23 protein-coding genes are annotated in these 26,480 nt (G+C 41.4%); 9 read left to right on the top strand and 14 right to left on the bottom strand.

What is annotated here, in order from left to right; genetic code table 11:
• The first annotated feature begins 34 nt into the window (after nt 1-34).
• Nucleotides 35-1,474, top strand: a complete 1,440-nt coding sequence (locus tag DC094_RS03245; RefSeq protein WP_116685637.1) for a glycosyltransferase — start codon at nt 35-37, stop codon at nt 1,472-1,474.
• Between the two features lie 164 nt (nt 1,475-1,638).
• Here DC094_RS03245 and DC094_RS03240 read toward each other — a convergent pair whose 3' ends face one another.
• Nucleotides 1,639-3,408: an SWIM zinc finger family protein gene (locus DC094_RS03240; protein WP_116685636.1), complete on the bottom strand. Its 1,770-nt coding sequence runs from the start codon at nt 3,406-3,408 to the stop codon at nt 1,639-1,641.
• Nucleotides 3,409-4,434: 1,026 nt separating this feature from the next.
• Here DC094_RS03240 and DC094_RS03235 point away from each other — a divergent pair.
• The 3 genes from DC094_RS03235 to DC094_RS03225 all read left to right on the top strand — a co-directional run bounded on the left by DC094_RS03235 (nt 4,435) and on the right by DC094_RS03225 (nt 6,123).
• Nucleotides 4,435-5,022, top strand: coding sequence for a DUF2589 domain-containing protein (locus DC094_RS03235; protein ID WP_116685635.1), 588 nt, complete (start codon nt 4,435-4,437; stop codon nt 5,020-5,022).
• A gap of 59 nt (nt 5,023-5,081) precedes the next feature.
• Nucleotides 5,082-5,726 (top strand): DUF2589 domain-containing protein, encoded by a 645-nt coding sequence (locus DC094_RS03230; protein WP_116685634.1) that lies wholly within the window; start codon nt 5,082-5,084, stop codon nt 5,724-5,726.
• Nucleotides 5,727-5,802: 76 nt separating this feature from the next.
• Nucleotides 5,803-6,123, top strand: a complete 321-nt coding sequence (locus DC094_RS03225) for a hypothetical protein (protein WP_116685633.1) — start codon at nt 5,803-5,805, stop codon at nt 6,121-6,123.
• Nucleotides 6,124-6,191: 68 nt separating this feature from the next.
• Here the strand turns inward: DC094_RS03225 and DC094_RS03220 are convergent, their stop codons facing one another.
• The 8 genes from DC094_RS03220 to DC094_RS03185 all read right to left on the bottom strand — a co-directional run bounded on the left by DC094_RS03220 (nt 6,192) and on the right by DC094_RS03185 (nt 13,375).
• Nucleotides 6,192-6,716, bottom strand: a complete 525-nt coding sequence (locus DC094_RS03220; RefSeq protein ID WP_241503953.1) for a M48 metallopeptidase family protein — start codon at nt 6,714-6,716, stop codon at nt 6,192-6,194.
• 9 nt (nt 6,717-6,725) lie between these two features.
• Nucleotides 6,726-6,944: a DUF2986 domain-containing protein gene (locus DC094_RS03215; RefSeq protein WP_158527199.1), complete on the bottom strand. Its 219-nt coding sequence runs from the start codon at nt 6,942-6,944 to the stop codon at nt 6,726-6,728.
• A 229-nt stretch (nt 6,945-7,173) separates the two neighbouring features.
• Complete coding sequence (locus DC094_RS03210; RefSeq protein ID WP_116685631.1) at nt 7,174-8,061, bottom strand: glycine betaine ABC transporter substrate-binding protein; 888 nt, start codon at nt 8,059-8,061, stop codon at nt 7,174-7,176.
• A 188-nt stretch (nt 8,062-8,249) separates the two neighbouring features.
• A complete protein-coding gene (locus DC094_RS03205; protein ID WP_116685630.1) occupies nt 8,250-9,137 on the bottom strand; it encodes a glycine betaine ABC transporter substrate-binding protein in 888 nt (295 codons plus the stop codon).
• Nucleotides 9,138-9,766: 629 nt separating this feature from the next.
• Nucleotides 9,767-10,654 carry a glycine betaine ABC transporter substrate-binding protein gene (locus DC094_RS03200; protein WP_116685629.1) on the bottom strand — a complete coding sequence of 296 codons (888 nt, stop codon included), beginning with the start codon at nt 10,652-10,654 and terminating at the stop codon, nt 9,767-9,769.
• A gap of 163 nt (nt 10,655-10,817) precedes the next feature.
• Nucleotides 10,818-11,555 carry an ABC transporter permease gene (locus tag DC094_RS03195; protein ID WP_116685628.1) on the bottom strand — a complete coding sequence of 246 codons (738 nt, stop codon included), beginning with the start codon at nt 11,553-11,555 and terminating at the stop codon, nt 10,818-10,820.
• A gap of 15 nt (nt 11,556-11,570) precedes the next feature.
• On the bottom strand, nt 11,571-12,686 hold the full coding sequence (locus DC094_RS03190) for an ABC transporter ATP-binding protein (RefSeq protein ID WP_116685627.1): 1,116 nt from the start codon (nt 12,684-12,686) through the stop codon (nt 11,571-11,573).
• 11 nt (nt 12,687-12,697) lie between these two features.
• Nucleotides 12,698-13,375, bottom strand: coding sequence for an ABC transporter permease (locus DC094_RS03185; RefSeq protein ID WP_439650623.1), 678 nt, complete (start codon nt 13,373-13,375; stop codon nt 12,698-12,700).
• Nucleotides 13,376-14,526: 1,151 nt separating this feature from the next.
• On the opposite strand from DC094_RS03185, the gene DC094_RS03180 reads away from it, so the two are divergent.
• Both DC094_RS03180 and DC094_RS03175 read left to right on the top strand, forming a co-directional pair.
• Entirely contained in the window at nt 14,527-15,813 is a 1,287-nt protein-coding gene (locus DC094_RS03180) for a methyltransferase (protein ID WP_116685626.1), read from the top strand.
• Between the two features lie 108 nt (nt 15,814-15,921).
• A complete protein-coding gene (locus DC094_RS03175; protein ID WP_116685625.1) occupies nt 15,922-17,349 on the top strand; it encodes a DUF945 family protein in 1,428 nt (475 codons plus the stop codon).
• A 68-nt stretch (nt 17,350-17,417) separates the two neighbouring features.
• Here DC094_RS03175 and DC094_RS03170 read toward each other — a convergent pair whose 3' ends face one another.
• The 3 genes from DC094_RS03170 to DC094_RS03160 are packed head-to-tail and all read right to left on the bottom strand — an operon-like array spanning nt 17,418 to nt 20,861.
• Entirely contained in the window at nt 17,418-18,623 is a 1,206-nt protein-coding gene (locus DC094_RS03170; RefSeq protein WP_116685624.1) for an ABC transporter permease, read from the bottom strand.
• Nucleotides 18,620-19,354, bottom strand: a complete 735-nt coding sequence (locus DC094_RS03165; protein ID WP_116685623.1) for an ABC transporter ATP-binding protein — start codon at nt 19,352-19,354, stop codon at nt 18,620-18,622. The genes DC094_RS03170 and DC094_RS03165 overlap by 4 nt, the downstream gene beginning before the upstream one ends.
• The gene (locus DC094_RS03160) at nt 19,347-20,861 is read right to left on the bottom strand and encodes an alpha/beta hydrolase (protein ID WP_158527198.1); all 1,515 of its coding nucleotides are present in this window, start codon (nt 20,859-20,861) and stop codon (nt 19,347-19,349) included. Before DC094_RS03160 ends, DC094_RS03165 begins: the two co-directional genes overlap by 8 nt.
• 623 nt (nt 20,862-21,484) lie before the next feature.
• Here DC094_RS03160 and DC094_RS03155 point away from each other — a divergent pair.
• Genes DC094_RS03155 through DC094_RS03145 form a run of 3 tightly spaced genes read left to right on the top strand, consistent with a single transcriptional unit; the run spans nt 21,485 to nt 24,435 of the window.
• Nucleotides 21,485-22,738: a putative porin gene (locus tag DC094_RS03155; protein WP_116685621.1), complete on the top strand. Its 1,254-nt coding sequence runs from the start codon at nt 21,485-21,487 to the stop codon at nt 22,736-22,738.
• 18 nt (nt 22,739-22,756) lie between these two features.
• The gene (locus DC094_RS03150; protein WP_206605553.1) at nt 22,757-23,677 is read left to right on the top strand and encodes a metal ABC transporter substrate-binding protein; all 921 of its coding nucleotides are present in this window, start codon (nt 22,757-22,759) and stop codon (nt 23,675-23,677) included.
• Entirely contained in the window at nt 23,677-24,435 is a 759-nt protein-coding gene (locus tag DC094_RS03145) for a metal ABC transporter permease (protein ID WP_116685619.1), read from the top strand. Before DC094_RS03150 ends, DC094_RS03145 begins: the two co-directional genes overlap by 1 nt.
• Nucleotides 24,436-24,579: 144 nt before the next feature.
• Here DC094_RS03145 and DC094_RS03140 read toward each other — a convergent pair whose 3' ends face one another.
• The gene (locus DC094_RS03140; protein ID WP_116685618.1) at nt 24,580-25,272 is read right to left on the bottom strand and encodes a hypothetical protein; all 693 of its coding nucleotides are present in this window, start codon (nt 25,270-25,272) and stop codon (nt 24,580-24,582) included.
• Between the two features lie 86 nt (nt 25,273-25,358).
• Nucleotides 25,359-26,420, bottom strand: a complete 1,062-nt coding sequence (locus tag DC094_RS03135; protein WP_116685617.1) for a hypothetical protein — start codon at nt 26,418-26,420, stop codon at nt 25,359-25,361.
• Nucleotides 26,421-26,480: the final 60 nt, after the last annotated feature.

Raw genomic sequence — 26,480 nt, 5'->3', positions numbered from 1 at the left:
CTTGTTTTTAACTAAGTAATCACTCGATAGCACTATGCCTAGATTTGTCAGTTTTAAGGAACGTCTTGCGGAAATTATGATTCAGACTTGTGAATCTTTGCTTAGATTAGATCCAGAACAAAAATTTATTCTTACTAGGCTGGCTCAACCTCCGTATTCAATTGATAGGGTTTTGGCCTTTGTTTTTTTTAGTAGATATTTTGGTAATCTTAAATATCAGGGGCAGCATCCTTGTACCTTCACTCCCATAGTTTGTCGGGATATCAATCCGGCCGCTATTAATCGGCTTTTAACAGAACTTCCCGATGAAAAACAAAAATCAATCTCTCTCCTGTTGTTTCGAGTGATGGCGCAAATAGCTGATGTTTTCGGATGCTATCAAGCAGGGGTTCGCTCTGGCCATTCGGGAGAATCTCATATCCATAGGATATGGTTAGGCGCCGACCCTGGCGAGGATAATATCACGCAAATGTTAGCGGCAAACTGTAAAGTGTGGCAACGCTGGAAGAATAAAAAACCAGGTGGGCGACAGTATATATGGACTGACAATAAGAGATTGCTTCAAGGTGGGTACAAGCTATTTTCATGTCAGGCAAGAGATTATTCTGAGTTACTATTTCTCAGTAGTGATGACCCGAGATATTTGAAAAATATGTCTATATTTTGCTTGAACTTGATTTCAGCAAAAAGATATGCGCATGCTACAAATATTTTGAGATTGTTATGCTTGCTAAGATACGGTGGCTTGTATCTTGATTTTACTGTTTTTGACGCTGAGTCGTTGCCCAACCCGGTATTAGGTAAGTCGCTTACCCAATTAAAGCACGCAGTTGTATTCCAGCCAGATAGAGATTCTTTTTTAGTTTCAACCGTGGCATCTGCAAAAAATGAAGAGAAACAATATAGAATAGATAATTTTCTCGCTTATTCGTCAGTTATGGATTTAATATCAAGTAAAGCAGTTGATTTGAAAGTATGGAATCTGTATGCTGAAAATTTTTGCTTGTATGCAGGAAGTACTTGCCATCCTGAGGTTGAATTCGCTTTAAAGCATGCAGAGCAGGCTGTTAATCCGGTATTTGGAAGGCAACTAAAATTCTCACTAACGAATCAACAATTTTTCTATGAAAAAACTATGCTTGATAACGGTTTTAATCTCCATGATATACTTGATACTAGTCCGTTGGTATTCAGCTTGCTAAAGCAAAATAAAATTAAAATGGAAGCTTTCTTAATGACACTCTCTGAAGATTTTGGGTGTGATCTTAGCAATGAAAGCAGATTGTTGGCTGACATAGGTGTCTCATCTTTATATATTAATTTGGAGTTAAGTAGTCTAGGAGAAAGTTTCAAATTTTTGTTTAATTCGGATATTAAATCGCTGGCGTACTCTCGAGTTCTTGGTCTAAATAAACAATCTAATATGTCTTGGGAAATAGAAAAAACTAAAAAAATACGTCCTCACGAAATATAAAGCTTGCAACGATATTAAAAATAACTCAGCCACTATTTGATGAAGCGAAAATTCTTTTAGAGAATGGTGTTGGTGTAGCTGACATTTCAGAGTAACTCTCTTTTGATAAAGTTTATGAACGTAGTGGTGGTACAATTGATGGTTTGTTTTTGTTATATTAAATTTTATTTAAACTCAGGGAAATCTTTCTTTAAATAATATATGAAGTCATGATTGTTAGAAAAATTCTGTTTTATATAGTCTAAGGTTTCTTTTACTAATATTTTTTCAGTTGAATGACTAAGCTGCTTGACCAGCGCTTTTAATGTGGCTATGGCTTGCTGGTAGGAGTGGGCTGTATTGAGTTTGATATAATATTCAGCGGTTTCTCGGTACAGTTGCACCGCACGCTCGGGAAAACTGAAGAGCTCCCGTGCTAACTCCTGCAACAATTCGGCTGGAAATTGATATTGCTGAGACAATTGCCAAGCGCTTTCAATATCTTCATTATAAAGATAAATGCAGAGTAAAGTGTTTAGTTTATGCTGGCGAATAAACTGTCGCTTTTCAGGAGTGATTTTTTCAACTAGCCAGTTAATAGATTTGTTGAGCCAATAATCTTGTTGATCTGCAGCTAAAGGTGATGCTTCTGCTAGTTCCATTAACCGTAGAAATTCCTGCTCATTACACAGCTCGGTAAATTGCTGCCACTGATCTTCGATGGCGACGTTAAACCTGTCTGTTTCAATCCATATTTGCTGTTGGATATGATGCAAATGACTTTTATCTGCATGGCGAGATTTGCTAAATGCCCGGTCTAATACGGTCTGTGCTGTCACAAAGTCACCAAGTTCCAGCTGCCACTCGGCGAGCTGAGCAAATTGAAATTCGGTAGCCGCGGTTTTCATCGAAATTTCAATGCACTGCTTAGTATTGTTTTCTGCTTGGGCTTTATCGAGTAGTAATTTTTCCAAGGTAAAATAAGGTTTGCGTGCTTGCCAGCTATCATCGGTGATTGGAGGAAGTTGTCGCCACTTTTTTTCTGCTTGTAGATAAAAAATATCGAGCGCTTTTTGAGATATAGAATAGCTGTATTGTTCAGGTACGTCGCCATAAAAATCTGAAAATCGCTCAGTTTCAGTCGCCATTTTTAGCAGTTGACGCGCTTGTTCTAAATCAGACCAGCTTGCATGGTGAAAAGCTAGTTGATACTGCCGCTGTAGCAATTCAATTAATGGAAGGCGGCAACCAGCTGAATCATCGATGGTTTGTAGCGCTTTTTCTAAACGGAGCAAGCTGTAATCTAATAATTCAAATCTTTGTTGACCGGGGAGTTGTTCCATCGCAAAGAGAATAATTGAAAATGTCGCTGATAATTGTTCAAAAAATTCCTGTGTTTTTTCATAGTAGTAATGGCGGTTGTAAGGAATCGCTGCGGTGATTTGTTTGCGAATAGTTTTACTATCTAACAACCCACTACCGAGCTCTGCTTTTAGTTGGTAGCTTTTTCGTAGTGATTTATTTTGTCCAATAAACGACCAAGCTATTTCAACCAGCTGGCTTTTGTCTTGCTGTTGTAGCCAGTCAATTAATAGCTGGTCTTTGGCAGAACCTGTGCCAAGTGCCGCACTAAGTGAGTGGGTTTGCCCGGAAGTTTGCTGTAATAAATGTTGCTGTAATTTAAGTGCGCTGGCGACGCAATGCTTACAAAAATCAATGCCTTCAGAATCTGGGCAGCTACAGTTTCCGGCTAAACCACGCTGGCTATGTTGTATTTCGACCTGATGCTTTAAGCATTCATTTGAAGCGCTTTCAACTTGAGTAAAAATTCGATCAGAAGTAAAGCGCAGCTCGCCAACCCTTCCTTGCTCGAAATACTGTTGACCAACTGAAAAAACGGCAGTGCCTGCCAGTTTTTCTATCGTGGTTTGGTTGATGTCAGGTTTGTTGTTCATTGAGAGTTTGGTTTTGGCAATATAAAGAATCAGTTGTCGTCAGTTTATCACCGCAAACCATTGAGTGATTTCGCTTTAAGCTAAAGCCTGAATAAAAGGTTGATTGGGAGGTTCGACGATCGTCTATCGGCATCTGGTTGCTAGAAAACTCGCAGGGTATTAGAACAACTCTTGTAAATAGTTAACTAGTACATAAATTTACTAGTTGACCAATTCACTAACTCATAGAACGCTGCAACCTATTATTTGATTCGTTTGCTAGTTATCGACATGAAAATAAGCTTGCTAATATCGGTATTTATTCTGAAACCAATTGGGTTCCGTAACTTGGGTAAGCTTAGATTGCCTCGGGGATTCGGAACATATAAAACACTCTAGAAAACCCGAGTGCGCTTGAAGCTTACCCAGGCTACCAGGTAGCTTAAAATCGGTTAATCCCGCCTATAGCGTTCTCTCGACATTGTATTAATCGTTGCATAAGTATTCGAATAATATGATGCTCTAAGACGCTAATATTGTTGGGTGCGCCTTAAGGCTTACCCAACCTACTTTAATTCGGCATTAATTTAAACATCATGATTCTATTTATTAAAATAAATTGGTTCTCGTAGCCTGGGTAAGCCTGTGGCGCACCCGGGTTTATATGTGCCATATCTAATTAATAGTGCAAGAATAAATGCAACGATTAATAGGGGGTTCTTGGTATCGATGATTCTTAATTGCAAGTGATAAACCAACGACTTTGGTATGGAGTATTTAGCTGGCGTTAGAAATATCTCTAGGCAGAGGCTGATAGTTCCAGGCTGGTCTGAGTAGCGATTTTTTTTAGAAATCCAGAGCTGTTTTGTAGCAATAAATTTGAGTAGAAATTGCACTCATTCTTATCAAGTGAGCATTTTTAACTTGCTACTATATCATTAAAAATTCATATGATTTATGGCTGTTGTCTTTGAATAATCAGCTGTTACTATCGATTGACGTTTCAAAGTTTGTTAATTACATTGTGTTTTACAGAGGACGTAATCAATGGCCAACGGTTTTACAGTCAATGAACTGTTGCAGGCGTTGCAGTTTGCAATTATGGAAGCGCAAGAAGTCGCTGAAGATCAACACTCGCGGCAAATCGCCGAATACTTTGGTGAAGATGGCAAGCCCATCACAATACCATTACAGTTACCAAACCCTCATCCTAGGGCGGGTGAAAAAAATGATCAAGGCGAAGAGATTCCGTCCTATGTTCAGGTAAATGTGCCTAAAATAACTCTGGTGCCGCAAAATTCTCTGATTATTAAAGAACTAGAAATGGAGATGGAAGTCCCTATAGGTAATTTGCTGATCGATGAAGAAGATTGGGAAAAGGATGAAGTACGCACTTCATTGATGACTGATGAAGAGTGGGATAAGCAACAGCTCAAAAACAAATTGTCACGCAGGGTTTCTAAAAGATCGATGGTGAGTGACAAATTGAGACGGCTGCAAATTACCGGTAAGGGTTCTTTTTTTGGTACAGATCATAAACAAACCGCAAAGATGAGAATTAAGTTTGAAGGGACTGAACCTCCTGAAGTGATCGCTAGGTTGGAGCAAAGTCTCGTTAAGAATGTAGAGACCTGATGCAGTTAATGGCTCTGCATAACTTCTAGCTGTAAGACGAAAAACCAAGGAATGTGATTATGTCTATTGCCAGTCAATTTAACGGACTACCTATGGAGTCGCTGATCGGTGGTCCACTGCAAGCAGCGTGTAATGCGCAAGTGCAGTTGGCTAAAGCGGAAGCTGATTTTATCAATGAAATTGGCTTGATTGATGACGGTAACGGTAATTTTTCTACTCGTACTATCGACTTTATCGCAACCCGCCCGGCGACTATGCCAACGGGTGAAATCATTGAAGAGACTATTTCAATCTCTGCACCTGTATTGGCCATTGTGCCGATTCCAGCGTTGTTAGTAGATGAAGTTGATATTCGATTCAATATGGAAGTTAAAAATAGTACTGAAGATAAATCATCTCAAGATGCTAAGGGTTCGTTTTCAGCCAAAGCTGGTTGGGGACCGTTCTCGGTAAAAATTAGTGGTTCGGTCAGCTCGCATAAAGAATCCACTCGAAAAACTGATAACAGTGCCAAATATGATGTGCGAGTTCATGCCAAGCAAATGGATGCGCCTGAAGGTTTGATGAGAATTCTCGATCATTTGATCACTGCCTGTGAGCCAAGAAAAATTGAAAGTAATCAAACTTATAATGAGCAGACCGGTGAAACTTCTGCATTGAATGGTTCATCGGGAAACGGTAAGGCGCCAGCGAAAAAGAATTAAGCCGTTGTGGTAAAGAAATCTATCGGCAAATGATTTATCGTGATAATCGTTATCAAAAAATAGAAGTACTTTACTCATGGCTGAAAAATTTGGAATCGGAGAAGTCAGCTTTATCCAGCGTGCAGTGGTTGGGCCAACCAGAACCGACCGTATTCCGGCGCAAAGCGAGATCGATGCACAAATGGATTTCATCAACCGTTGCTTATCTGAAGGGCGCGGTCAGTTGGTTGGTACCGAAAAAGGATTGGTTGTAATCCAAAGAAGTGACCAGCAAATCATCGTCCAGCATACGGTGTATCATATAGGCTTTAAGCGAAAGCCTATATGGGTTGATGAAGGCCCTAAAAAACCATCACAACCTGAAATACCGGATGTGGTGATGAGTAAATTGCAGTAGCTATTTAGCAGTATTTAACCTTAGTTTTTAGCCTGTCACCCATTTGGTGGCGGGCTTTTTTTTAACCGCTAATAAATATTGCCTTCAATTTCTAAGCAGGTTAAATATAACCGCATATCGAATTCAAGTTGATAATAATCGGGTTCCATATGCAAGCAAAGCTTATAAAATGCCTTGTTGTGCTCTTTTTCTTTAAAATGCGCCAGCTCATGCACCACGATCATTCTTAAAAAATCTTCCGGTGCATTTTTAAATATCGATGCGATCCGAATTTCATTTTTAGCTTTTAATTTACCGCCGTGTAGCCGAGAAATTTGGCTGTGTAGGCCAAGAGCATGTTCCACTGCTTTTATCTTATCGTCATAAATCACTTTGCTAAGGGGCGCTGATTTACGCATAAACTGGTTTTTTATCTCCAGTGTAAAGTCATATAACGCCTTAGGTGATTTGATTTGATGCGTTTGTGGATAGCGGCCACGCAGTGTTTTTGCCAGTTTCTGTTGCTGCAGCAGTCGCTGAGTTTGAGCCAGCAATGAATCTGGGTAACCTTGCAAATAGCGCAGCTGATGAATATTTTCAGATGATTGAGTCATAGTCTTGAATTATTCGGTTGCTGTTTTTTTATCTGGAGTTGAATCGATAGCTGGCTGATGATTATCTGTTGCTTGGTTTAGTTTTTCTGTGGACGGTACAGCCTCAGTTGCAAGCTGAGCGCGCTCGGCTATAGAAACATAACGAGGCTTTTTCGACATGTTGTTTTTCAAATTGGTTTTTTTAATTCTGGCTTTGACTTTAGCGGTAATCTTGTTCTTGCGGCTCACAGTATTTATCTCTTGATCAATTGGTTTTTTGATTAATATTGAGGCATACCCAGCAGCACCATGGGTGTTTGGTGCTGCGATTGGTCGCCTGCGGCAGAGATTATAACAGAATCAAACCTAATCTCGTCAGTTGGTTTTTTTGCAGAAGGATGAGGTTTGATAAACCACAGGTGTAATCGGACATCGACTGATTGCACTTAGGTCTATCAAACCATCTTAAAGCTGATTATTAAATCAAACCCTGTTTTTTCAGGAATACAGCAGCAACATTTTCAATTGATTTTTTATCTACGTCTACTTGAGCGTTGAGGTTAGATATAGACTGATCATTTAACTTGGCGGAAAGTTGATTCAATAATTCACCGATTTTTGGGTGTTTGGCAAGGGTATCTTTTCGGATGACTGGAACAATCGAGTAATCTGGGAAAAAACTTTTATCATCTTTCAGTATGCGAAAGTTGAATGCACCAATGCGACCGTCGGTAGAATATACTAAGGCAATATCGACATCCTTTAACTTCAATGCCTGATAGGTCAGTCCGGCTTCCATTTTTTTAACGTCCAAACGCTTGAACTTGAACCCATAGGTTTTTTGAAATGGTTTTAATCCATCTTGTAAAACAGGGAACAAAATATCCGTTGCAAATTTTAAACGCTTACCATCGCGAATCATTGCAGCCATATCACTTAAGGATTTAATATCGGTTAGATTAGGGTCGTCATTACGAATTGCTAAAGCATAAGTGTTATTGGCTTTGGATGGATTTAACCAGACAAGCCCTTGCTGCAGGTCTAGCTTTTTTACTGTGTCATAAGCTTGCTGCTTGCTCATTTTGTCTTTAATTTTATGATAGTTGCGCAAAGATGTGCCGGTATATTCCCAGTACATATCAACTTGCTTATTTAATTGTGCCTTACGCAGTACCATAGAACCCATGCCATCGAGTTTTTCTACATCGTAACCTCTGTCAGCCAAAAGTTGTTCCGTCATAGACGCTAACAGTAATTGTTCAGTATAACCCTTGCCACCTACTACTAATTCAGCAGCTTGAGCTGAAAAAATAAAACTGCTGATGACAACTGCTGTTAGCCCCAATAATTTGGTTTTAATTGACATTTATTGTTCTCGGATCAATCCGTGGATACATGTTTTTTCCACAGAAAAACTGGTTGTTTATTCCTTTAATATTGCTGCCGTCAATTCCATTTGAAGCAGTATGGGTTGGTAGATAATGCTACTAAATTAGTAAAGGCGACGAAATTATCGTCGCCTTTACAATGTTATCTATTGGTGACTGAATTATGCTAAATTAGACCCTGTTTTTTCAGGAATTCAGTTGCTACCCGCTCAATTGATTTCTTTTCAACGTCTACCTGAGCATTCAGGTTTGAAATGACTGTGTCATCGAATTTTTCAGAAAGTTGATTTAATAGCTCACCCACTTTTGGATGCTTCTCTAGAATGTCTGCACTAATGATCGGCACCATTGAATAATCTGGGAAAAAGTTTTTATCATCGGTAAGAATTCTAAAGTTAAATGCGCCAATACGGCCGTCGGTAGAAAATACTACAGCAATATCAACTTTTTCTAATTTCAGTGCCTGGTAAGTCAGACCGTCATCCATTTTTATAATATCGGAGCGTTTGAATTTAAAATCGTAGACTTTTTGTAGTGGTTTTAAACCATCAGCACGAACTGGGAAGGTGCTAGAGCTTCCAAGTACCAATCTTTTACCCGTTTTCATCATGGCGGACATATCGCTTATTGATTTTATGTCTGCCAGATTTGGATCGTCCTTGCGAACTGCCAATGCATAGGTATTGTTGGCTTTGGATGGGTTGAGCCAAACAATGCCTTTTTCACCATCCAGTTTTTTGACGGTGTCATAAGCTTGTTGGCGGGTCATTTTATCTTTGATTTTGTGGAAAGTACGCAAAGATGTGCCGGTGTATTCCCAGTATAAATCCACTTGCTTGTTTAAATGCGCCTTGCGCAGCACACTTGAAGGCATTCCGTCGCGCCTGTCGACATCGTAGCCTTTAGCGGTTAAAAGCTGTTCAGTCATTGATGCCAAGATCAACTGTTCAGTAAAGCCTTTACCACCCACTACCAATTCGGCGGCTTGGGCTGAAAACATAAAACTGCTGATGATAACTGCTGTCAGTCCCAACAATTTGTTTTTAATCGACATTTATTATTCTCTGATCAATCTGTAAGCACATGGTTTGGCCACAGATAAAACGGTTGCTTATTCCTTTAATATTGCTGCCGTCAATTCCATTTGGAGCAGTATGAATTTGTAAGTTGTTATTATTTTTTTAGTCTACTTATGATCATTTGTAGGTTTGCTATGCGTCTTTAGAGCATTGGGTTGATGCGTTTGTTAATCAGAAGCGCGAGGCTAAGCGGTCCGACATATGGCATGAATATCTTGAAGCGATGAGCATCAACTGATGAAGGCGATATTGCGAACAATTGGCAAAAGGATGGCAGGTGATAAGCCAAAAATTGCGACACGAATAGTGATGCCAATAAAGCTTAATGCCCGAGCCGGTAGTGCCAATATTAAATCTTTAGATGGAAACTATGGATCTTTAGGTGATTCACGGCAGAGATATCAAAGAACTAAATGATATGCCGGTTGAAACTGCTAATCTGCCAGATACCTAGAACAGGTATGAAGGGCGTTGCAGTAGATTGAAACCTTGCTTGGCTCTTTTGTGAGCATCATGTGGGTAAGCAAGTTGCCTAATATAGCATTAGAAGCGACGAAAGTGATCGTCGCTTCTAAAATTACTCACTGGTGATTAAACAAAGCTATTAAATTAAGCCTTGGTTTTTCAGGAATTCAGCAGCCACTGTTTCAATTGATTTTTTCTCTACGTCTACCTGAGCGTTCAAGTTAGACATAGTTTGGTCATTCAATTTTGCAGAAAGTTGGTTTAGAAGTTCGCCGACTTTTGGGTGCTTAGTAAGGGTATCTTCACGAATGACTGGAACGATGGCGTAATCTGGGAAAAAACCTTTGTCGTCTTTAAGTACTTTGAAATTAAAGGCGCCGATTCGACCGTCAGTAGAATATACCAAGGCAACGTCAACTTCTTTCAGCTTCAATGCTTGATAGGTTAAGCCATCATCCATTTTTTTGACATCAGAGCGCTTGAATTTAAAACCATAGACCTTTTGCATTGGCTTTAAGCCGTCAGGGCGAACTGGAAATTCTACGCCTGAGGCTAATTTAAGCCGATTGCCAGCATTTACCATGGTGGCCAGGTCACTTAATGTTTCGATATCTGAAAATTTTGGGTCATCGCTACGAACTGCTAAAGCAAAAGTGTTATTTGCTTTAGATGGGTTCAACCAGACAATGCCTTTCTCGCCATCAAGTCTTTTGACTGTGTCATAAGCCTGCTGATGGCTCATTTTTTCTTTGATTTTGTTGTAGGTTGTTAGAGATGTGCCGGTATATTCCCAGTACAAATCAATTTGCTTGCTTAGTTGTGCTTTGCGCAGAACGTTTGAGCCCATGCCATCTTTCTTGTCTACGTCGTAACCCTTGCCAGCCAGTAGCTGTTCAGTCAAAGATGCTAGGATTAATTGTTCAGTGTAGCCCTTACCCCCCACTACCAGTTCAGCGGCTTGGGCTGAAAAAGTAAAGCTGGTGATGGCAATTGCAATCAGTCCGAATAATTTGGCTTTAATGGACATTTAATTCTCCTCCGATCGATCTGTGATCAAATGCTGTAATTGAATAATTTGGTCACAAAAAACTGTTGTTTATTCCTTTAATGTTGCTGCTAAAAATTCCATCTAAAGCAGTATGAAAGAATCTATTTCTTGCTATCTGATTTTGACTAATTAATGCGGCTTGTTAAGCTCTTTGTCGCAATGGGTTAACGCCCTTACTAACCAATAACATGGTTGCAATACCAAGAATAAAATCAATGATCACTGCTAATAATGCTGTGCTAATTGCACCTGCCAGCATCATTGCCTGATCATCAACTGCGATGCCGGTAAAAATCAGTTCACCCAAACTGGTGCCGCCGATCAAAAATGCCAGTGGTGCTGTTCCGATATTGATTGCCAATGCAGTACGAACACCCGCCATAATTACATACACAGAATTGGGCAGTTCTACCTGAAATAACATTTGTTTAGTTGTCATTCCCATGCCGCTGGCAGCTTCTTTCATATGTGCTGGAACTGAGCACAGGCCAGTGAAGGTATTACGAACAATGGGCAAAAGGGTGGCAACCCATAAGCCAAAAATTGCAGCGTTATTACCTATACCAAGAAAGCTCATGGCCAGTGCGAGCAATGCTAATGTGGGTACGGTGCCGCCAATATTAAGCAATTGCATGCAAACTTCTGCTTTTCTTGCCATCCACGGCCGAGACATTAAAATGCCAATTGGTATCCCAGTTAAAATAGCGAATCCGCCAGATACTAGAGTCAGGTATAAATGCTCGCCTGCTAGATAAACAATATCTTCCTGGTATTCGGCTATTTCCTCAATGAAACCTGTTCGTTCGGCCCATATTCCGAAACCAAAAATTAGTAACAAAAACAAATTTCTGCCGTAGCGTTTTAAGGCTGTTTTATCCATAGATTTTCTCCAGCCTTAACTGCGGTAAGTGGCACCAATATGGTGGGTGATTCCATGTTGGGTAATCACACCTTTCAAGTGCCCCTGCAGATCAACAACTGGCAACCAGTTTGCGTCTACCCGGAAAAGCCGCGAAACAACAGAGCGTAAATCATCTGACTGTTCAACCATTGACGGTAAACCATCGTGGTGATCGCGGCATAATCCACGGCGCGCTTGCGCAACTTCGCGGCGAACCATTCCAATGGGTTTGTGTTGTCCATTGACCACGGTCACCGCATCCCAATCACGGGTTTCTAGTAATTTCAGTGCGTCAGTTAATGGCTGATCCAAAGTGACAAAAATCGGGTTCTTGTCCATTACTTCTCTGGCATTAACCAGTTGTAGTCGTTTTAGCGTTCGGTCATTGCCAACAAATCCTGCAATAAAATCATTGGCGGGATGAGCTAACAGATCATCTGGGCTGGAATATTGTTCTAATTTTCCTTCACGGAAAATAGCTACTTTGTCACCCATCTTGACTGCTTCATCTATATCGTGACTGACGAACAAAATGGTTTTATTCAGCTCTTTTTGCATCTTCAGGAATTCATCCTGAATCACTTCGCGGTTAATTGGGTCGATAGCACCAAATGGTTCGTCCATCAGCATGACTTTTGGATCAGCTGCCAGTGCTCTGATTACACCAACCCGCTGCTGCTGGCCGCCTGATAGTTCGTTGGGATAACGCTTGAGAAAAATAGCCGGATCGAGTGCAACTAAATCGAGTAATTCACTGGCGCGTTTTTTATAACGCTCGGCTTTCCAGCCTAATAATTTGGGAACAACAGAAATATTTTCTTCAATGGTCATGTTTGGAAACAGACCGATTTGTTGAATGACATAACCAATGTTGCGTCGTAAATCGACGGTATTCATTTGGCTAGTATCTTCACCATGAATTAATACTCGGCCAGAAGTAGCTGGAATAATTCGGTTGACCATTTTCAAAGTAGTCGTTTTGCCGCAGCCAGAAGGACCTAAAAGCACGCAGATTTCGCCGCTAGGGACTTCCATTGAAATGTGATCGGCTGCAGTAATTGCGCCAGTTTCTGTGTCAAAAACTTTGGTTAATTTGTCTAGAGTAATCATCTTTGCTCTCCTTAGCTCTGAGCTGCCATGCCTTTAGGGGTTAAGCGTTTTTGCAGCCACAATAGGGCAAAGTCGGCGACAACGGCCAGTAAGCTGACGCTAATTGCACCAATTAATAGTTGGCGTGGGTCGGATTGTGAGATGCCTCTTTGAATCAAGGTGCCTAAACCACCAGCACCGATATAGGCAGCGATCGCCATCACACCGATATTCATAACAACTGCGGTGCGAACGCCGGCCATAATTACCGGTATTGCTAAGGGGATTTCGACCATTCTCAATCGCTGCATTGCCGTCATGCCAATACCACGGGCAGCTTCTCTAAGTGCAGGATCTACATTGTTAATTGCAGTGTAGGTATTGCGAATAATCGGTAGTTGAGAGTAGAGCAGTACCGCGATTATTGCAGGCAAATAACCAATGCCTTGGCCGATCAGAGAGAGAACGGGAATCATTAAGCCAAACAGAGCGATAGAAGGGATGGTGATGATTACCGAAGCAATGTAGAGAACGCTGTCGGCAGCCCTTTGGCTTTGAGTGATGGCAATACCTATTGGTACACCGGTTAAAATGGCTAGTCCAACAGCCACGCTTACTAACAGAGTGTGTTCCAATGCCAAGGATAAAATCTGGCTGAAATTGTCCGTTAGAAAACTGAGCGTTTCCAGGGGAATCTCCTTTTCTGGCAAGAGATTATTTCAGTGCTTACGAGAAAAAATGACCGGATATCATATGGAAATTGCTACATTTTCTGATAGTGCGAAGCCGGTTTTCTGATCGCTATAGCTAAATAAGTTTGTGTAAATTGAAAGGCTTATATCTGACAAGCAGCAGTTGCTGCAAGAATGTCAGCGGAAATAATCAAGCATATAAAGAAAACATTTAAACATAAATAGATAAAAAAGTTAACCGAAGTAATTTGAAAATGACGCTTTATTGATGGTCGGTGAGCTTTAGTTATCTGTTTTCATGGTGTTTTTTATGGCCTATTGCAGTCGGTCGGTTTTTTAAATGAATATAAAAGGATTAAAAGACACGTCAGTCAACAACCACAATTACCTTGACTCTGGTCAGTGGCTGTGGGTTGTAATTTGATTAATCGATTTTTAGAGGATGATATTTTACAGAATAAGCGCTAAAAAATACAAGCGTAACAAATTGATTATTGTATAGTTTACCTGTTGCTTGTCCTGTATTTTAACTGTGGTTGACGGCAGATACCTTAAGATTTAATGCGTTTTATAGTTTTGTTATAAATTTATAACGATTCAAATACTGGTTGTTTCAAATCACCAGTTTTTTTGAATTTTGTGATGATTAGTTTTTTACGCCTTATTTTTTTACTTATTTCGATGTGTTTTTACATACTCTTAATTGGGCCAACTTTATTGTGTCCTTCAAATTACAGAGCCAGTAATTTTCTGGTTACTGTTGTTTGGGATGGTCCCGTTTTCGCTTGGGTGTGCATTATCCGAAATCAGTCGGAAGGTTTAAGGTGAGTGTTGGCTTTGATTGATAGCTAACTTGATTGCCTTGGGATCGTTGACTGATGGTCGTGTTTTTGATTGGCTGGTTTGCTCTAAGTTCTCCCAATCAGGGTGATAGATCTTAGAGCGCACGGTTAGCAATCTGAGGTTATGCCATGAATTGACCGGTCAGCTTGGTTGACTAGTAACGACAGCTTGGTAATTGGTGGCAAGAACTATTTGGTTGTTTGTAAGTTGTGGAGAAGGGCAGAAGCCCCTCAGCAGTATTTTTCAACAGCGTCATCACACATTTCATGCAAAGCCTAAAATAACCCGGTATTATTATTTTTTAGGTAGTCTTTTGCAGATTTGTTTTGAGCTCTTTTTTTTCATCCAACCCATCTTATGTCGCGCAATTTCAGTCGTTAGATAGATTGTTAGATCAGCAGCAGCTGTTTTGGCGAAGCAATCCTTTTCCCGAAGGTCGGATCGATTGGCAATCTCAAAATCCTCAGTTGTCTCGAGCATTGTTAGAATTAGATGATCAATTGTTGGCTCAATTGGCTGCCGATTCAAACCAGTTAGCGCAGTGGTTGAGCCAATGGCTGCCCTGGGCACCAGAGCTGCTGGCTATTTGTCAGTTGCCATTAGCAGAAAAACAACCACTGCAGCTATCGCCATTTTTGGCTACTGGAATCCCTGGTAGAAAATGGCAACAAATTAGTCAATTTACCGCTGCTTTAAACAATCCGAAACAGCAAGTAACGGCTGACGCATCCGCTATTGTGGATTGGTGTTGTGGTAAAGGGCATTTGTCGCGGGCGATTGCTAGCCATTTTAAACAACCGGTTAATGGCTTGGAATATAATCAGCAGTTATGTGAAAAGGGCAATTGCCTATCTAAAAAACATCAGTTGCCAGTGAAAATTCATCAGCAAGATGTATTGCAAGATAGCGTGGTTAAATATCTGAAGAGAGATAATTTACCGGTTGTTTCTTCTGTTCCTGTTGGCTCTACTCCTTCTCCTAGCCACCCTAGCCATATAGTCGCTCTGCATGCCTGTGGCGATTTGCATACCCAGTTAATTCAGCAGTCTGTTGCATGTGAAATTAATAAAATCACATTTTCTCCCTGTTGTTATCATTTAATTAAAAGTGACAATTACCAGCCGTTATCAAAACTGGCCAAAAAGTCTTCGCTGCTATTAAGTCGTGATGATTTAAAACTGGCAGTGCTGGAAACCGTTACTGCACCGACTAGGGTTGACCGACAGCGGCGGCAATTAAATCAATGGCGGTTAGCATTTGATGCCTTGCAACGCCAGCAGCGTGGTATAGACCAATATTTGCCGGTACCATCATTAAGTCCTAAGTTATTGGCCAATGGATTTACTTCATTTTGCCAGCACTTATCTCAGTTAAAGCAGCTTCCGCTGGATGACAAAATTGATTATCAACATTGGCTGGAAGTGGGCCAGAACAAATTTGGGCAAATTGAGCGGCTAGAGTTGGTGCGCAGATTGTTTCGCCGGCCACTGGAGCTTTGGTTGGTATTAGATCGATGCTTGTATCTTGAACAAAATGGCTACCATGTTTCATTGAGTATCTTTTGTTATAAAGCGCTTACGCCGCGTAATATTTTGATATCGGCCGCTCGATAACGAGTTAAATAGCAGTGATGCTTGATGAAAAAACATCTTGCTTGCTGGCCGAATCTAGTAATTTCATGCTGTAATAGCGGCTGTTAATTTCCCCAGGGATGAAGTCAAATGAAGAAGGTCATTGGTGGTTTGCTGGCTGTAGGCGTATTAGCAGGCGCTGCACCGTTTGTTGCAGGAATGCAGATTGAAAAACAATATACTCAAATCAATCAGTTGGATGCCGCTAAATACGGTATAGATGTCAAGCTGGTTGATTATCAACGCGGCTATAGCTCATCAACTGTAAAGTTGCAGCTGGATTTATCCAAGGCTGACCCGCAGTTTAAAAAGTTAGCTCAGCCAGCTGGTGCTAATGAACAGGGTGAGATGATTGTTGAATTTGAAGGTCAGGTTTACCACGGCCCGGTGATTTTTTCTGAGCAAGGTATCAGTACAGGTCTGAGCCGTGCAGTGATTTACCCGGTTTGGAATGATGAATTACAGCAAAAAGCCTTAAAGCCAATTTTTGGTGAAAAAGCACCGCTTACCTTTACTGTTGATCTAGGGCTAGACCAGTCAATTAGAGCAGAACTGGCAGTACCGTCAGTTACTTTTGATGCACCTGCTTGGCAAGCGATTGTCGCTGCTGATGATCGAGCATCAGGTGAGATTCCTTTCTTGTTTAATAGCGACCCAATTTCTATTGTGGTTGAGTCTAATAAAGACTTTAGTGAAATGACCAGTAGAGCATCATTTCCAAAAATCGAATTCTCTGCCGAAGCATCCGAGCATGATATTGAGCAGAAGGCGCATAAATTTTCATTGCAAGGCTTAACTCTTAAGCAAAGCCAGCACCGGTTGGATCCAACCAATGCCGATAGCATTTGGCTGGGCGATGTTTCTTATGTGATGGATGCAATGCACTTAGAGCAAAATAGCCCATATGTTGCATCGCAGAACATTGACCTTCAGGGCTTTAATATGAAGTCTGCATTTTTGAAAGAAAATGCGACTGATCTAAAATTATCCCTTTCAGGTGATGTGAAATCTGCAACCATGGCGCCATTACCGAGTGTTGGTCCATTAAAAATTGATAGCAGTATTTCAAAAATTAATAGCAAGTTGACTCAAGAATTAGCCACCGCAATTCAAGATGCAATTAATGTCAATAATGGTAAAGCTCAGCCCGACATTCAAAAGCTGAATGGTATTTTGTTAACTAAATTGCCAGAGTTCTTCTCTAACTTGCAGCTGGATATTAGTGAATTGAGTTTAATGACCTCCACCGGGCAAATTGATGCGTCAGCACAAGTATTGGTGCCAAAGATTACCCCAGCGATGGCATTCAATAAGCAGCAATTAATCAAGGCTTTTGAAGCATCACTGAACATTGCGATTCCAAAAGCGTTGGGTGATATGCCTCCGGCTAGCCAAGTACTTTCACAGCTAGGCCAATTTGGTGTAGAAACCTTGGCAGGTGAACAGTACAAGGTAGATGCTAATTTCAAAGATGGTGCGTTGAAAGTGAATGGTGTGGATTTACCATTTCCGGGGTAAATCATTAAAAAAACCGCAGCAAACCAGCAATCGTTTGCTGCGGTTTTTTTTGCTCAGACTGAAGGGATTTACAACCCAAACACCACTTTTTCACTTTTCAGAAAACGGCTAGTCGCCGCGCTAAAGCAAAAGGCTGTAAACAGAGTCAGAATACTGGTAAGAATAATTTGTAGCCAAGGCAATGCTTGCCCCTTAATCACCTGAGTGATTGCTTGTTGCTGACCAGATAGCGGTAACCAACGCAGCACTTCCGGCATGACATCAAAGCTGGAAGCCATGATTAATGCCATTGGCAGGAATAAAATAATCGTCATATAAGACTGGGCTTCTTTAAATGACTTGGCAAAAAATGAGAAAAACAACTGCATGCTAGTAGCTAGAAATGCGATGGGAATACCTATTAAAACAATAAATAACCCGGTGCTGCTGGTCAGGTTTAAGGTGAATCCTAGCTCGTGCCAAGGCACATAACTAAAGCAGATCATTGCGACGATAACGGTTAATATCAGCCCGAGCATTGAGAAAATAGAAACCACTGCTGTTTTTGCCGCGATAATTTGTGCAGGTTTAACTGGCTGACAAAGTAGTAAGGCTAATGAATTACGCTCTCTTTCTCCGGCGCTAGTATCAATTGCTACGTTCAAACCAGAAATAAATAGCGAAAGGGTAATCGCCAATAAAATTCCGCCCAATATCACTCCGGCTCTAGATTCTCTGGTGGCCATATCTTGTACATTTACTTGAATTGGCCGGCTGACTTGGGGGTTGATTCCCCGTGCGATCAGTCTAAGAGATGCAATCTCAGCAGAGTATTGGTCTATTTGTTGTTTAATTTGATTAAACGGTTGCTGCAGTGTTTGCTCCGAGCGATTAGTAATTAAAGTGACTTCGGCAGGTAACCCTTCGGCCATCGACTGCGGAAACTCTTCTGAAATTTGTAAAGTAATCGCCAATCGTTTTTCAGGGTCTTGCTGATGAACAATCCCTGTTGCAGAAAGTTGTCGCACTAAATCTTGTGCGTATTTCTGGCCTTGAATTTCAATTTCAATGGTTTTTTGTTGTGACAAGTTGCTAATCATCAACATAAAAATCAAGCTAGAAGCGATGGGGGTAATCATCGCATAGATCATACCGGCTGCTATTGAGCGCCGATCTCGCAACGCATCACGCAGCTCTTTTAAAATAATAATCCAGGTTTGCTGCAGTAGTTGCTTATTAGAAGCTTTGGCTCGAATCACAGAGGCTGGCGCTTTTTCAGAAAGATTGTCTGTCATGCTGCGATTCCCTCATCGGTGCCAGTGAGTTTGAAGAATGCATCTTCCAAGCAACTCTGATTAGTCATTTGGCACAATTCATCTGGAGAGCCTTGGGCAATTAATTTGCCTTTGTTCATGACGATGACCTTATCGCATAACGCCGAGACTTCATGCATCACATGGCTGGAAAAGAGGATGCAGTGACCTTGGTGTTTTAATTGATTTAAAGTGTTGCGCAGCATTTTGGTGCTCATTACATCCAGTCCGCGGGTCGGCTCATCCAACACAATGTTGTTAGGTTTATGAACAATGGCTTGGGCCAAGGCGGTTTTCATTCGTTGGCCCTGTGAAAAGCCTTTGCAGCGCCGATCAGCAATTTCCTGCATCTTCATCAACTCCAGCACTTGCTGGGTCGCTTGTTTGGCAGTAGTTTTATTCATGCCATTTAATTGGGCGAAATATTCAATATATTCCCGTGGCGTTAATCGTTCATATAAGCCAAAAGGGTCGGGGAACAACCCTAATTGCTGTCGGGCTTGCATGGGGTTTTGGAGAATACTAAAACCGTCAATAATGGCATCGCCATGGTCTGGTTTTAACATGCCAAAAACACTGCGCAGGGCAGTTGTTTTACCTGCGCCATTGGGACCGAGTAAGCCAGTGATTTGTCCATTTTCTGCGCTAAATGAAAAATCTTGCAGTGCATTAACATCACCAATGGTTTTAGTTAGGTGTTCGACTTTAATCATTGGTGGTGGCTCCTTGGCTGGTTTGGTTTTGCGCTTTCTGATCAGGCTTGCTATCAACTAACTGTTTGCTGCTACGGCCATTTGCATTTAAAAAGAAATCCCGTCGGGTATCTTTTTTCAAACAACTGTCATCGAGGTTTTCAACTGATTTTTCTTCGATCATTTGTTCGATTAAATTAGCTGCGCAACTTTGAAATGCCACGCCGTGAGTGGCGTAGGGTGCAATAAAATGACGGTTGTTTTTCAATCGAACTTTAGCCATTTCTCCCCATGATGGCGGTGTGGCTGGATCGAGATTACCCGATAATAAAAGTGTTGGAATCTCACTTTCTATCGGTTGTGAAAAACCTTTACCCACTGCTGGGATATTCCATATTGGGCAAGCGATGGTAAATAATTTCACCGTTTCTGCGGCAATAGCTGAGCTTTGTTTTAATTTTTCTGCTTGCTTGGGATCTAACCGATAAAAATCTTCGCCACAGGCAACTGCCATATGCATGCCCAGAGCAATACCATTGTTACCTGATGCGCCACCCGAACTGCCATAAAGCCCGAGCAATGGCTGATAATTTCCTTTGGCGGCATGGTCAATAATTAAAGGGATCATGGTGCGAATACTGGGGGTGTACATCGCCATGCGTAAGCTGCCGAGTAGTTTGTTTTGAGTAATTAAAAATTGCTTGGGCTCGGCGGTGATTGGGTCATTAACCTGAATCTTGATCGGGTTTTCTGCGAGCTGTTCGGTTAATTGAGTCAGCTGCTGTTGCAGATTAGGGTAGCTGTTTTGGCAATCTTGATTATTGCTACAATCGTCCATTAGCTGTGTAAATGCACGATTAATGGCACTGCCGATGGTGATAACCGAATGTTGCATCGGTACCACACCATCTAAAGTGACGGTGACTAATGATTGAGGGTAAAGCCGCATGTAAAGCTGCGCCATGCGAGTACCGTAAGAAATACCATATAAATGCCATTGTTCAATTTGTAGATGTTTCCTGACGTATTCCAGATCTTTTAATGCAGTCAAACTACCGTATTGAGCAACATCAGATTCTTTAGATAATTGTTGCAAACATTCTTTGGCTAGCTGGGCGATATCGAGTAGCTGATCGTTAATTGAAAGATCGCGTTTATTTTGATCTTCGCACTGCAATAAATTCGACCGGCCGGTGCCGCGCTGATCAATTAATATCAAATCACGATCTTGACGAGTGCGATAAAAAACCTGAGAAAATATCCGAGCACTATCAATTGCCGACTGCCCAGGTCCGCCCGCTATTGCTAATAAAGGTGCGTTGCCCGGAATGTTTTTGATCGCAGGAATCCGAGCAAAGTAGATATCGATTCTTTTGCCATCGGGTTTTTGATAGTTCTCTGGCACTGAAATTTTTCCGCATTGGGCTTTTTCAGTTAAGCCATCAAGAAAGCAGTCTTGCAAGTTAGGCAGGTCGGCTGATGTTTGCCCGGTTGCAGAGGCAGTTGTGGAATAAAGCACATGTGACATGAGTAAAGTCAGAACAAGCAAAGTGCCAAAGGTTTTTTTTAAAAAATTTTGACTAACATTTTTGGCTCTTTTAAGCGTAAGGCGGCGAAATAGCATCATGTATTGTCTTTTTTATCAAATAAACGGAAGTGGGCTTCTCTGTAGCGGCTGCTAGCAATGGCCCAAAATCGGGTAAAGGCTTTCTCGTTGAAGTTACCGAGCTGAAGATTCTATCAGTCAGCACTATCAACCGGTATACCAGTTCAAGCTAGTGAGCATGTGACTGGCTGTCAATTTCAGCGTCAATTGTTTCCGTTCGGAGATAGCTGCATAGCGATCAGTGGTGCAAGTCACTGAACTAGCCATCCTAGCCGGATTTTCTTTCAAATGAATGCCATCGATCTGAATTGTTATTTTTTATCGCTTGACCTTAGTTGGTTTTGTGATGTTATATTATAACAGTTGGTATCAAAGCTCAGAACCCTCTCAATAGATCTGTTTTTCAGATCGGCTGATTGAGCCCTTTTTAAACCAGAAGTCATTACAGGTTATCCCGAATAGTTTCGGGAGGAATGTGCTTAGTTCTTCGTTTGATTAATTGTCAGTAAATTTAGATTAGTGTTCATTTTTTGAAGGAGATGTTTGTGAAATACCGGTCATATTCACTATTGGTTGCTGCTCTGGGAACTGCAACTTTGGCTTCATCAGCATTGGCTGCTGATGGAAAAATCAGCAGCAATCAGTTTAATCCTGCGATCAGTCTTATTCTGGATGCGCGCTATACCGACCTTGATCAGACAGAGTTGGAGTTACCTGGTTTTCAATTAGGTGGTGAAGCGGGTCTGCCAGAAAAAGGTTTTTCCACTGGCCACAATGAGTTAACTATTTCTGCCAATATTGATGATCGTTTTTACGGCTCACTCAATACTGCGATTATTTATAGTAATGGCGAAACAGAAATTGAGTTGGAAGAAGCCTATATCGAGACTCTGGGTCTGGGTTCTGGTTTAACCATTAAAGGCGGTCAGTTTTTTTCCGGTTTTGGTTATCTGAACGGTATTCATGACCATGCACATGATTTTGCTGATACTCCATTGGTTTATGATGCGCTGTTTGGTGGTCATTTAAAGGACACCGGAGTTCAACTGCGTTGGTTAGCACCTACCGACTTCTATTTGTTATTGGGTGCTGAAGTGACCTCGGGCTCAGAATACCCATCAGGTGAAAATGCCGATAACAATAAAGGCCGCACATTGTTTGCAAAAACCGGCGGTGATTTCGGTGTCAGCTCAAGCTGGCAATTGGGTGCCAGTTATTACCAGTCAAAATTCGATGTTCGGGAAGCCGGTGGCGGTCATCATCACGGCGGCGAAGAAGCACCTGAAGCAGATAACGAGCTGTTAAACGGTGAAGTAGATGTTAGCGGTATCGATTTTGTTTATAAATGGGCACCAAACGGCAATGGCAAGCAGCGTAACTTCAAACTGCAGGCCGAATATTTGATTCGCAATGAAAAAGCCGATGCTGAATTTACTGAAGACAGTAATAGCGCTGAAGCAGCATATGATGGCGAGCAAAGCGGTTATTACGTACAGGCGATTTACCAATTCATGCCATCTTGGCGAGTAGGTGCCCGTTACGACGCTATTGAAGCAGATAACAAAATTAGCAGTTTTGTAGATAACGGCGTGGATCAGGATGAGTTTCTTGAAGAATCTGGTTTAGGCGCGGAAGGTAAGCCGAATCGATCCAGTGTGATGGTTGATTATGCACCAAGTCATTTCTCTCGCTTGCGCCTGCAATATAGCAAGCTGGAAAACGGCCACGGTGAGAAAGACGACCAAATCATGTTGCAATACACCATGAGTTTGGGCTCTCACGGCGCACATAGCTACTAACTAGGTGTTTGCAACCCAATGAATAGATTGCCAAGAAAAATGAGCCAGCTGCTGCTGGTTCTGGCATTTTTTGTGGTGGCGCTTCCTGCCAGTGCTAAATTAAATGCTTTTGCCTGTGAGCCTGAGTGGGCTGAACTGGTTCGTGAAATAGGTGGTGATAAATACCGCGTATTTTCTGCTACCAATGCCTTTCAAAATCCACATTTTATTGAAGCGAGGCCGTCTTTAATTGCTAAGGTTCGCCGTGCAGATTTATTAGTGTGTAGCGGCGCAGAGTTGGAAATTGGCTGGTTGCCGCTGTTATTACGCCAGTCTGCTAATCCGAATATTCAAACAGACAAGCCGGGTTATTTTATGGCGGCAATGCAGGTTTCTCGCCTAGAGATCCCACAGCATCTGGATCGTAGTCATGGCGATATTCATGCGGATGGTAATCCGCATGTTCATCTCGATCCGCTGCGATTAATTAGCATTGCCAAAAAGCTTTCCCAGCGGATGGCAGCCATCGACCCGGATAATTCTGCATATTATTCGCTGCGATTTAAATTATTTCGTCGTCAGCTAAATAAACAACTAAATCAGTTAGCACCTCTAATCGCCCAGCTTGAAGGCCAAAAGGTTGTTGTGTACCACAAAAGTTGGAGTTATTTGCTCGACTGGCTGGATATGACGGCAGTAGCGGACTTGGAGCCGGTTCCCGGTGTTGCGCCTTCCAGCAGTTATCTGGTCAAGTTGTTAAAACAAATCAGGCAGCAAAAACCAGCATTTATCATGGTGGCAGCTTACCAAGATCAGAAAGCAGCTAAATGGCTCGCCAAAAAAAGTGGCTTGCCGCTAGTGGTGTTGCCTTACACTATTGGCGGAAACGACAGTTCAAATAATTTAGTCGAATTATTTGCTGATACGTTAGAACAAATGGTGCAGCAGGGATTAAATTAATGGATGCCCTGCTATTACACTTGGAAATTTTAACCCCGGCAATGATTGCCGGGTTATTAGTACTTTCCACCCATGTGTATTTTGGCCGCGAAGTGCTTGATCGCGGTATTCTTTTTCTGGATCTGGCAATTGCCCAGATTGCAGCGCTTGGATTGATTGTTGCCAGTAATTTATTTCTGGTCGATGAAAATAGCTGGTTACAACAGCTAATTGCGTTAAGCGCAGCAGTGGCAGGTAGTATGCTGCTATACCGTTTCCGTAACCTGCCTACTCGAATACAGGAAGCATTGATTGGTTGCAGCTTTATGCTGGCGGCAACCGGCAGTATTTTATTATTGGCTAAAGATCCACACGGAGGAGAGCGCTTAAAAGCCCTGTTGGATGGGCAAATCCTTTGGGTTGAAAGCCAGCAATTAATATTTACCGCGGTCATTTATGCCGGTGTTCTTATACTCTGGAAGTTGTTTCAGCAACGTGCCGGGCATTGGTTTTTTTATCCGCTGTTTGCCATCACCATTACCCTATCTACCCAATTGATTGGAGTCTATCTGGTGTTTGCCAGTTTGATTGTGCCAGCACTGGCCAGCTATCGATTTGGCAAAAAAATATCGATTGCTTGGTTGGTAGGGATTGCCGGTTATAGCGGCGGACTGGTGTTGTCGGCAGTCTATGATTTGCCATCAGGCGCGATGATTGTCTGGAGTTTGGCAGGCGCTGCGTTGTTGGTGAATTTGATGAAATTAAAAACACAGAATTAGTCGTAATCAGGTTTACAATCCTGCAATGCTCATTGGAGATACATCAATTTTCCTGAAGGCTGAATGAACATCGGCGACCATGAAATAATGACTGTTGAATTTCACGAATAAAAAATTATTGCCGAGTGCCAACCAAGCCATTTTCTATTGATCGATAGCAAGAAATTCATCCTCGTCAGTAGCTGTTCTATTAGTTGAAATTTGTAATGACAATTGTTGATCATCCGAGCGAATCATCGGCTGTATGCTAAAAAACTGAAGCTCGGTTTGCTGGTTAAGAATAAAATCTTGGCAGTTTGCTACTGGCATCGCCAGATCAGACCAAGGATCACAAAGTACTGCTTGTTTCCCCCAGCTGGCCGGGTTTTCAAGTGTAGAATCAAGAGGTCTCCCAATAACTACAAATTTATGATGGTATTCGGATTCAACTGAAGGTGTCATATCAAGACTAGGAAAGGGTTTGTATTTATAGCTAATCATTAACAAATCAAGAGGAGACAGTTGGCAGCGGTAAAGAAAAATAAATGCTGCCGCACTCATTTCATCACAATTACCCACACCGCTTAGCAAAGCTAAATGACTTTCGAAATACAGCATGCTTAGAATTTGCTGTGTTTCAGGTATGGATTTTTGGTTGGCGAGATGAGTAGCGTATTGATGAAAGAAATGCTCGTTACGGCTGCGCAATGCAATGGTAGATTTTTGCTCGCCTCTGGATTGGTAGTGCTGGTTTTCTAACACGAATCCACCTTGGTTAGTTGACTGAATATTGGCACGAACATGACGACAAGCCAGTCGTGCCATAGTTAAAGGTAAGCGAGCAGGTAGTTTTGGCAACGAAATGCATTCCTTGGCAGATTTAGCATCAGTCTAGTTAATCATGATGAATGCTGCGATGAAAAAGCATTGCTGAAGCGGGAATATTATTTTGTTCCAATCATGCCGTTTTCACGTTGCTTGAGTGATTTAAGCATTAACATGGCAAAAGCATCTAAATCAACATGCTCAAGTTGTTCAATTTCAGGGAAATCATCCAGATAAATCATTCCTTGAATCGATATGTAGGGCGTTCGAGTGCTTCCAACTTTGGCATCAAGTGCATACCAATAAAATTTACTTTTAATCTTACTGTCAAATCCTGAGTGAACAAAGAACATGCCAGGGTGCCCAGCTACAGTAAGTGTGGTTCTGGCGTAGTAACTATTGCGGTTTGGCATTTTTCTGTTAAGAAGTTCTGTCAGTTCGCTTTGGCTTTCAGCGGCCTTGGCATTAAATTCAAAGCGAAAATATGATTTTTCCCCGCGTTTATAGAAAACACCTAAGTATTCGTCATTAGCAGCTTGTTCCGTTTCAAAAAAAATATTATCAGTCAAGCAGGTGCCGCTTTTTTGATGCGGCAAGGAAATGTTTTTGTATTTTTTAAGGATAAGAGGTAGGGATTTCAGGTACGCTGAATATTCAGATTGATAGTTAACAAACCCAGTATCTGAGTAAGTTTTTTTATCTGTGTAAGTGTTAAATCCAATGCTCTTTTTTAGTTTTGAAAAGTCCTTTGTAACATAAGTTTTAAGCATGTTTTCGGATATGCCGTGGTGTGTTACAGCCAGATGTGTAGATAATATTTGGTATTCTTCGTCAGTTATTTTCTTAACAGATTTTCTCTGCCAGTCTCCATAATCGAGTGCTTGCTTATTGGCGCTGGCGCTCCAATTACTTAATCGTTCATTTCCTTCAAAGAGTCCTACAGCTGAGCTTTCTGGCCTGTTTGGGAAAAAGTTAGTCGATAAGTTGTGGCTACGGAAATTTGATCCCAGAAAATTTATATCTTCAGGAAGATTGACTGTATGGCGCCCAATACAAAATGGCTTATAGTGACTAGAAATAAGTTTTTTTTGTATGTCTATGGTTTTTTCAAGCTTTGTTGTGCCGCAACTGACAAGAATAGATGATGTCAATAAGAATGTCAGAGGATTTATTTTTTTCATTTATTTTTTAATCTCTTCGGTTTTAAGTTGCCGCAGGTTACTTGTTGCGTAAAAATAAAC

The organism is Pelagibaculum spongiae, from assembly GCF_003097315.1.
Lineage (GTDB): Bacteria > Pseudomonadota > Gammaproteobacteria > Enterobacterales > Pelagibaculaceae > Pelagibaculum > Pelagibaculum spongiae.
Note: the sequence above shows the minus strand (reverse complement) of the source record. Positions and strands in the feature narration are given on the sequence as shown.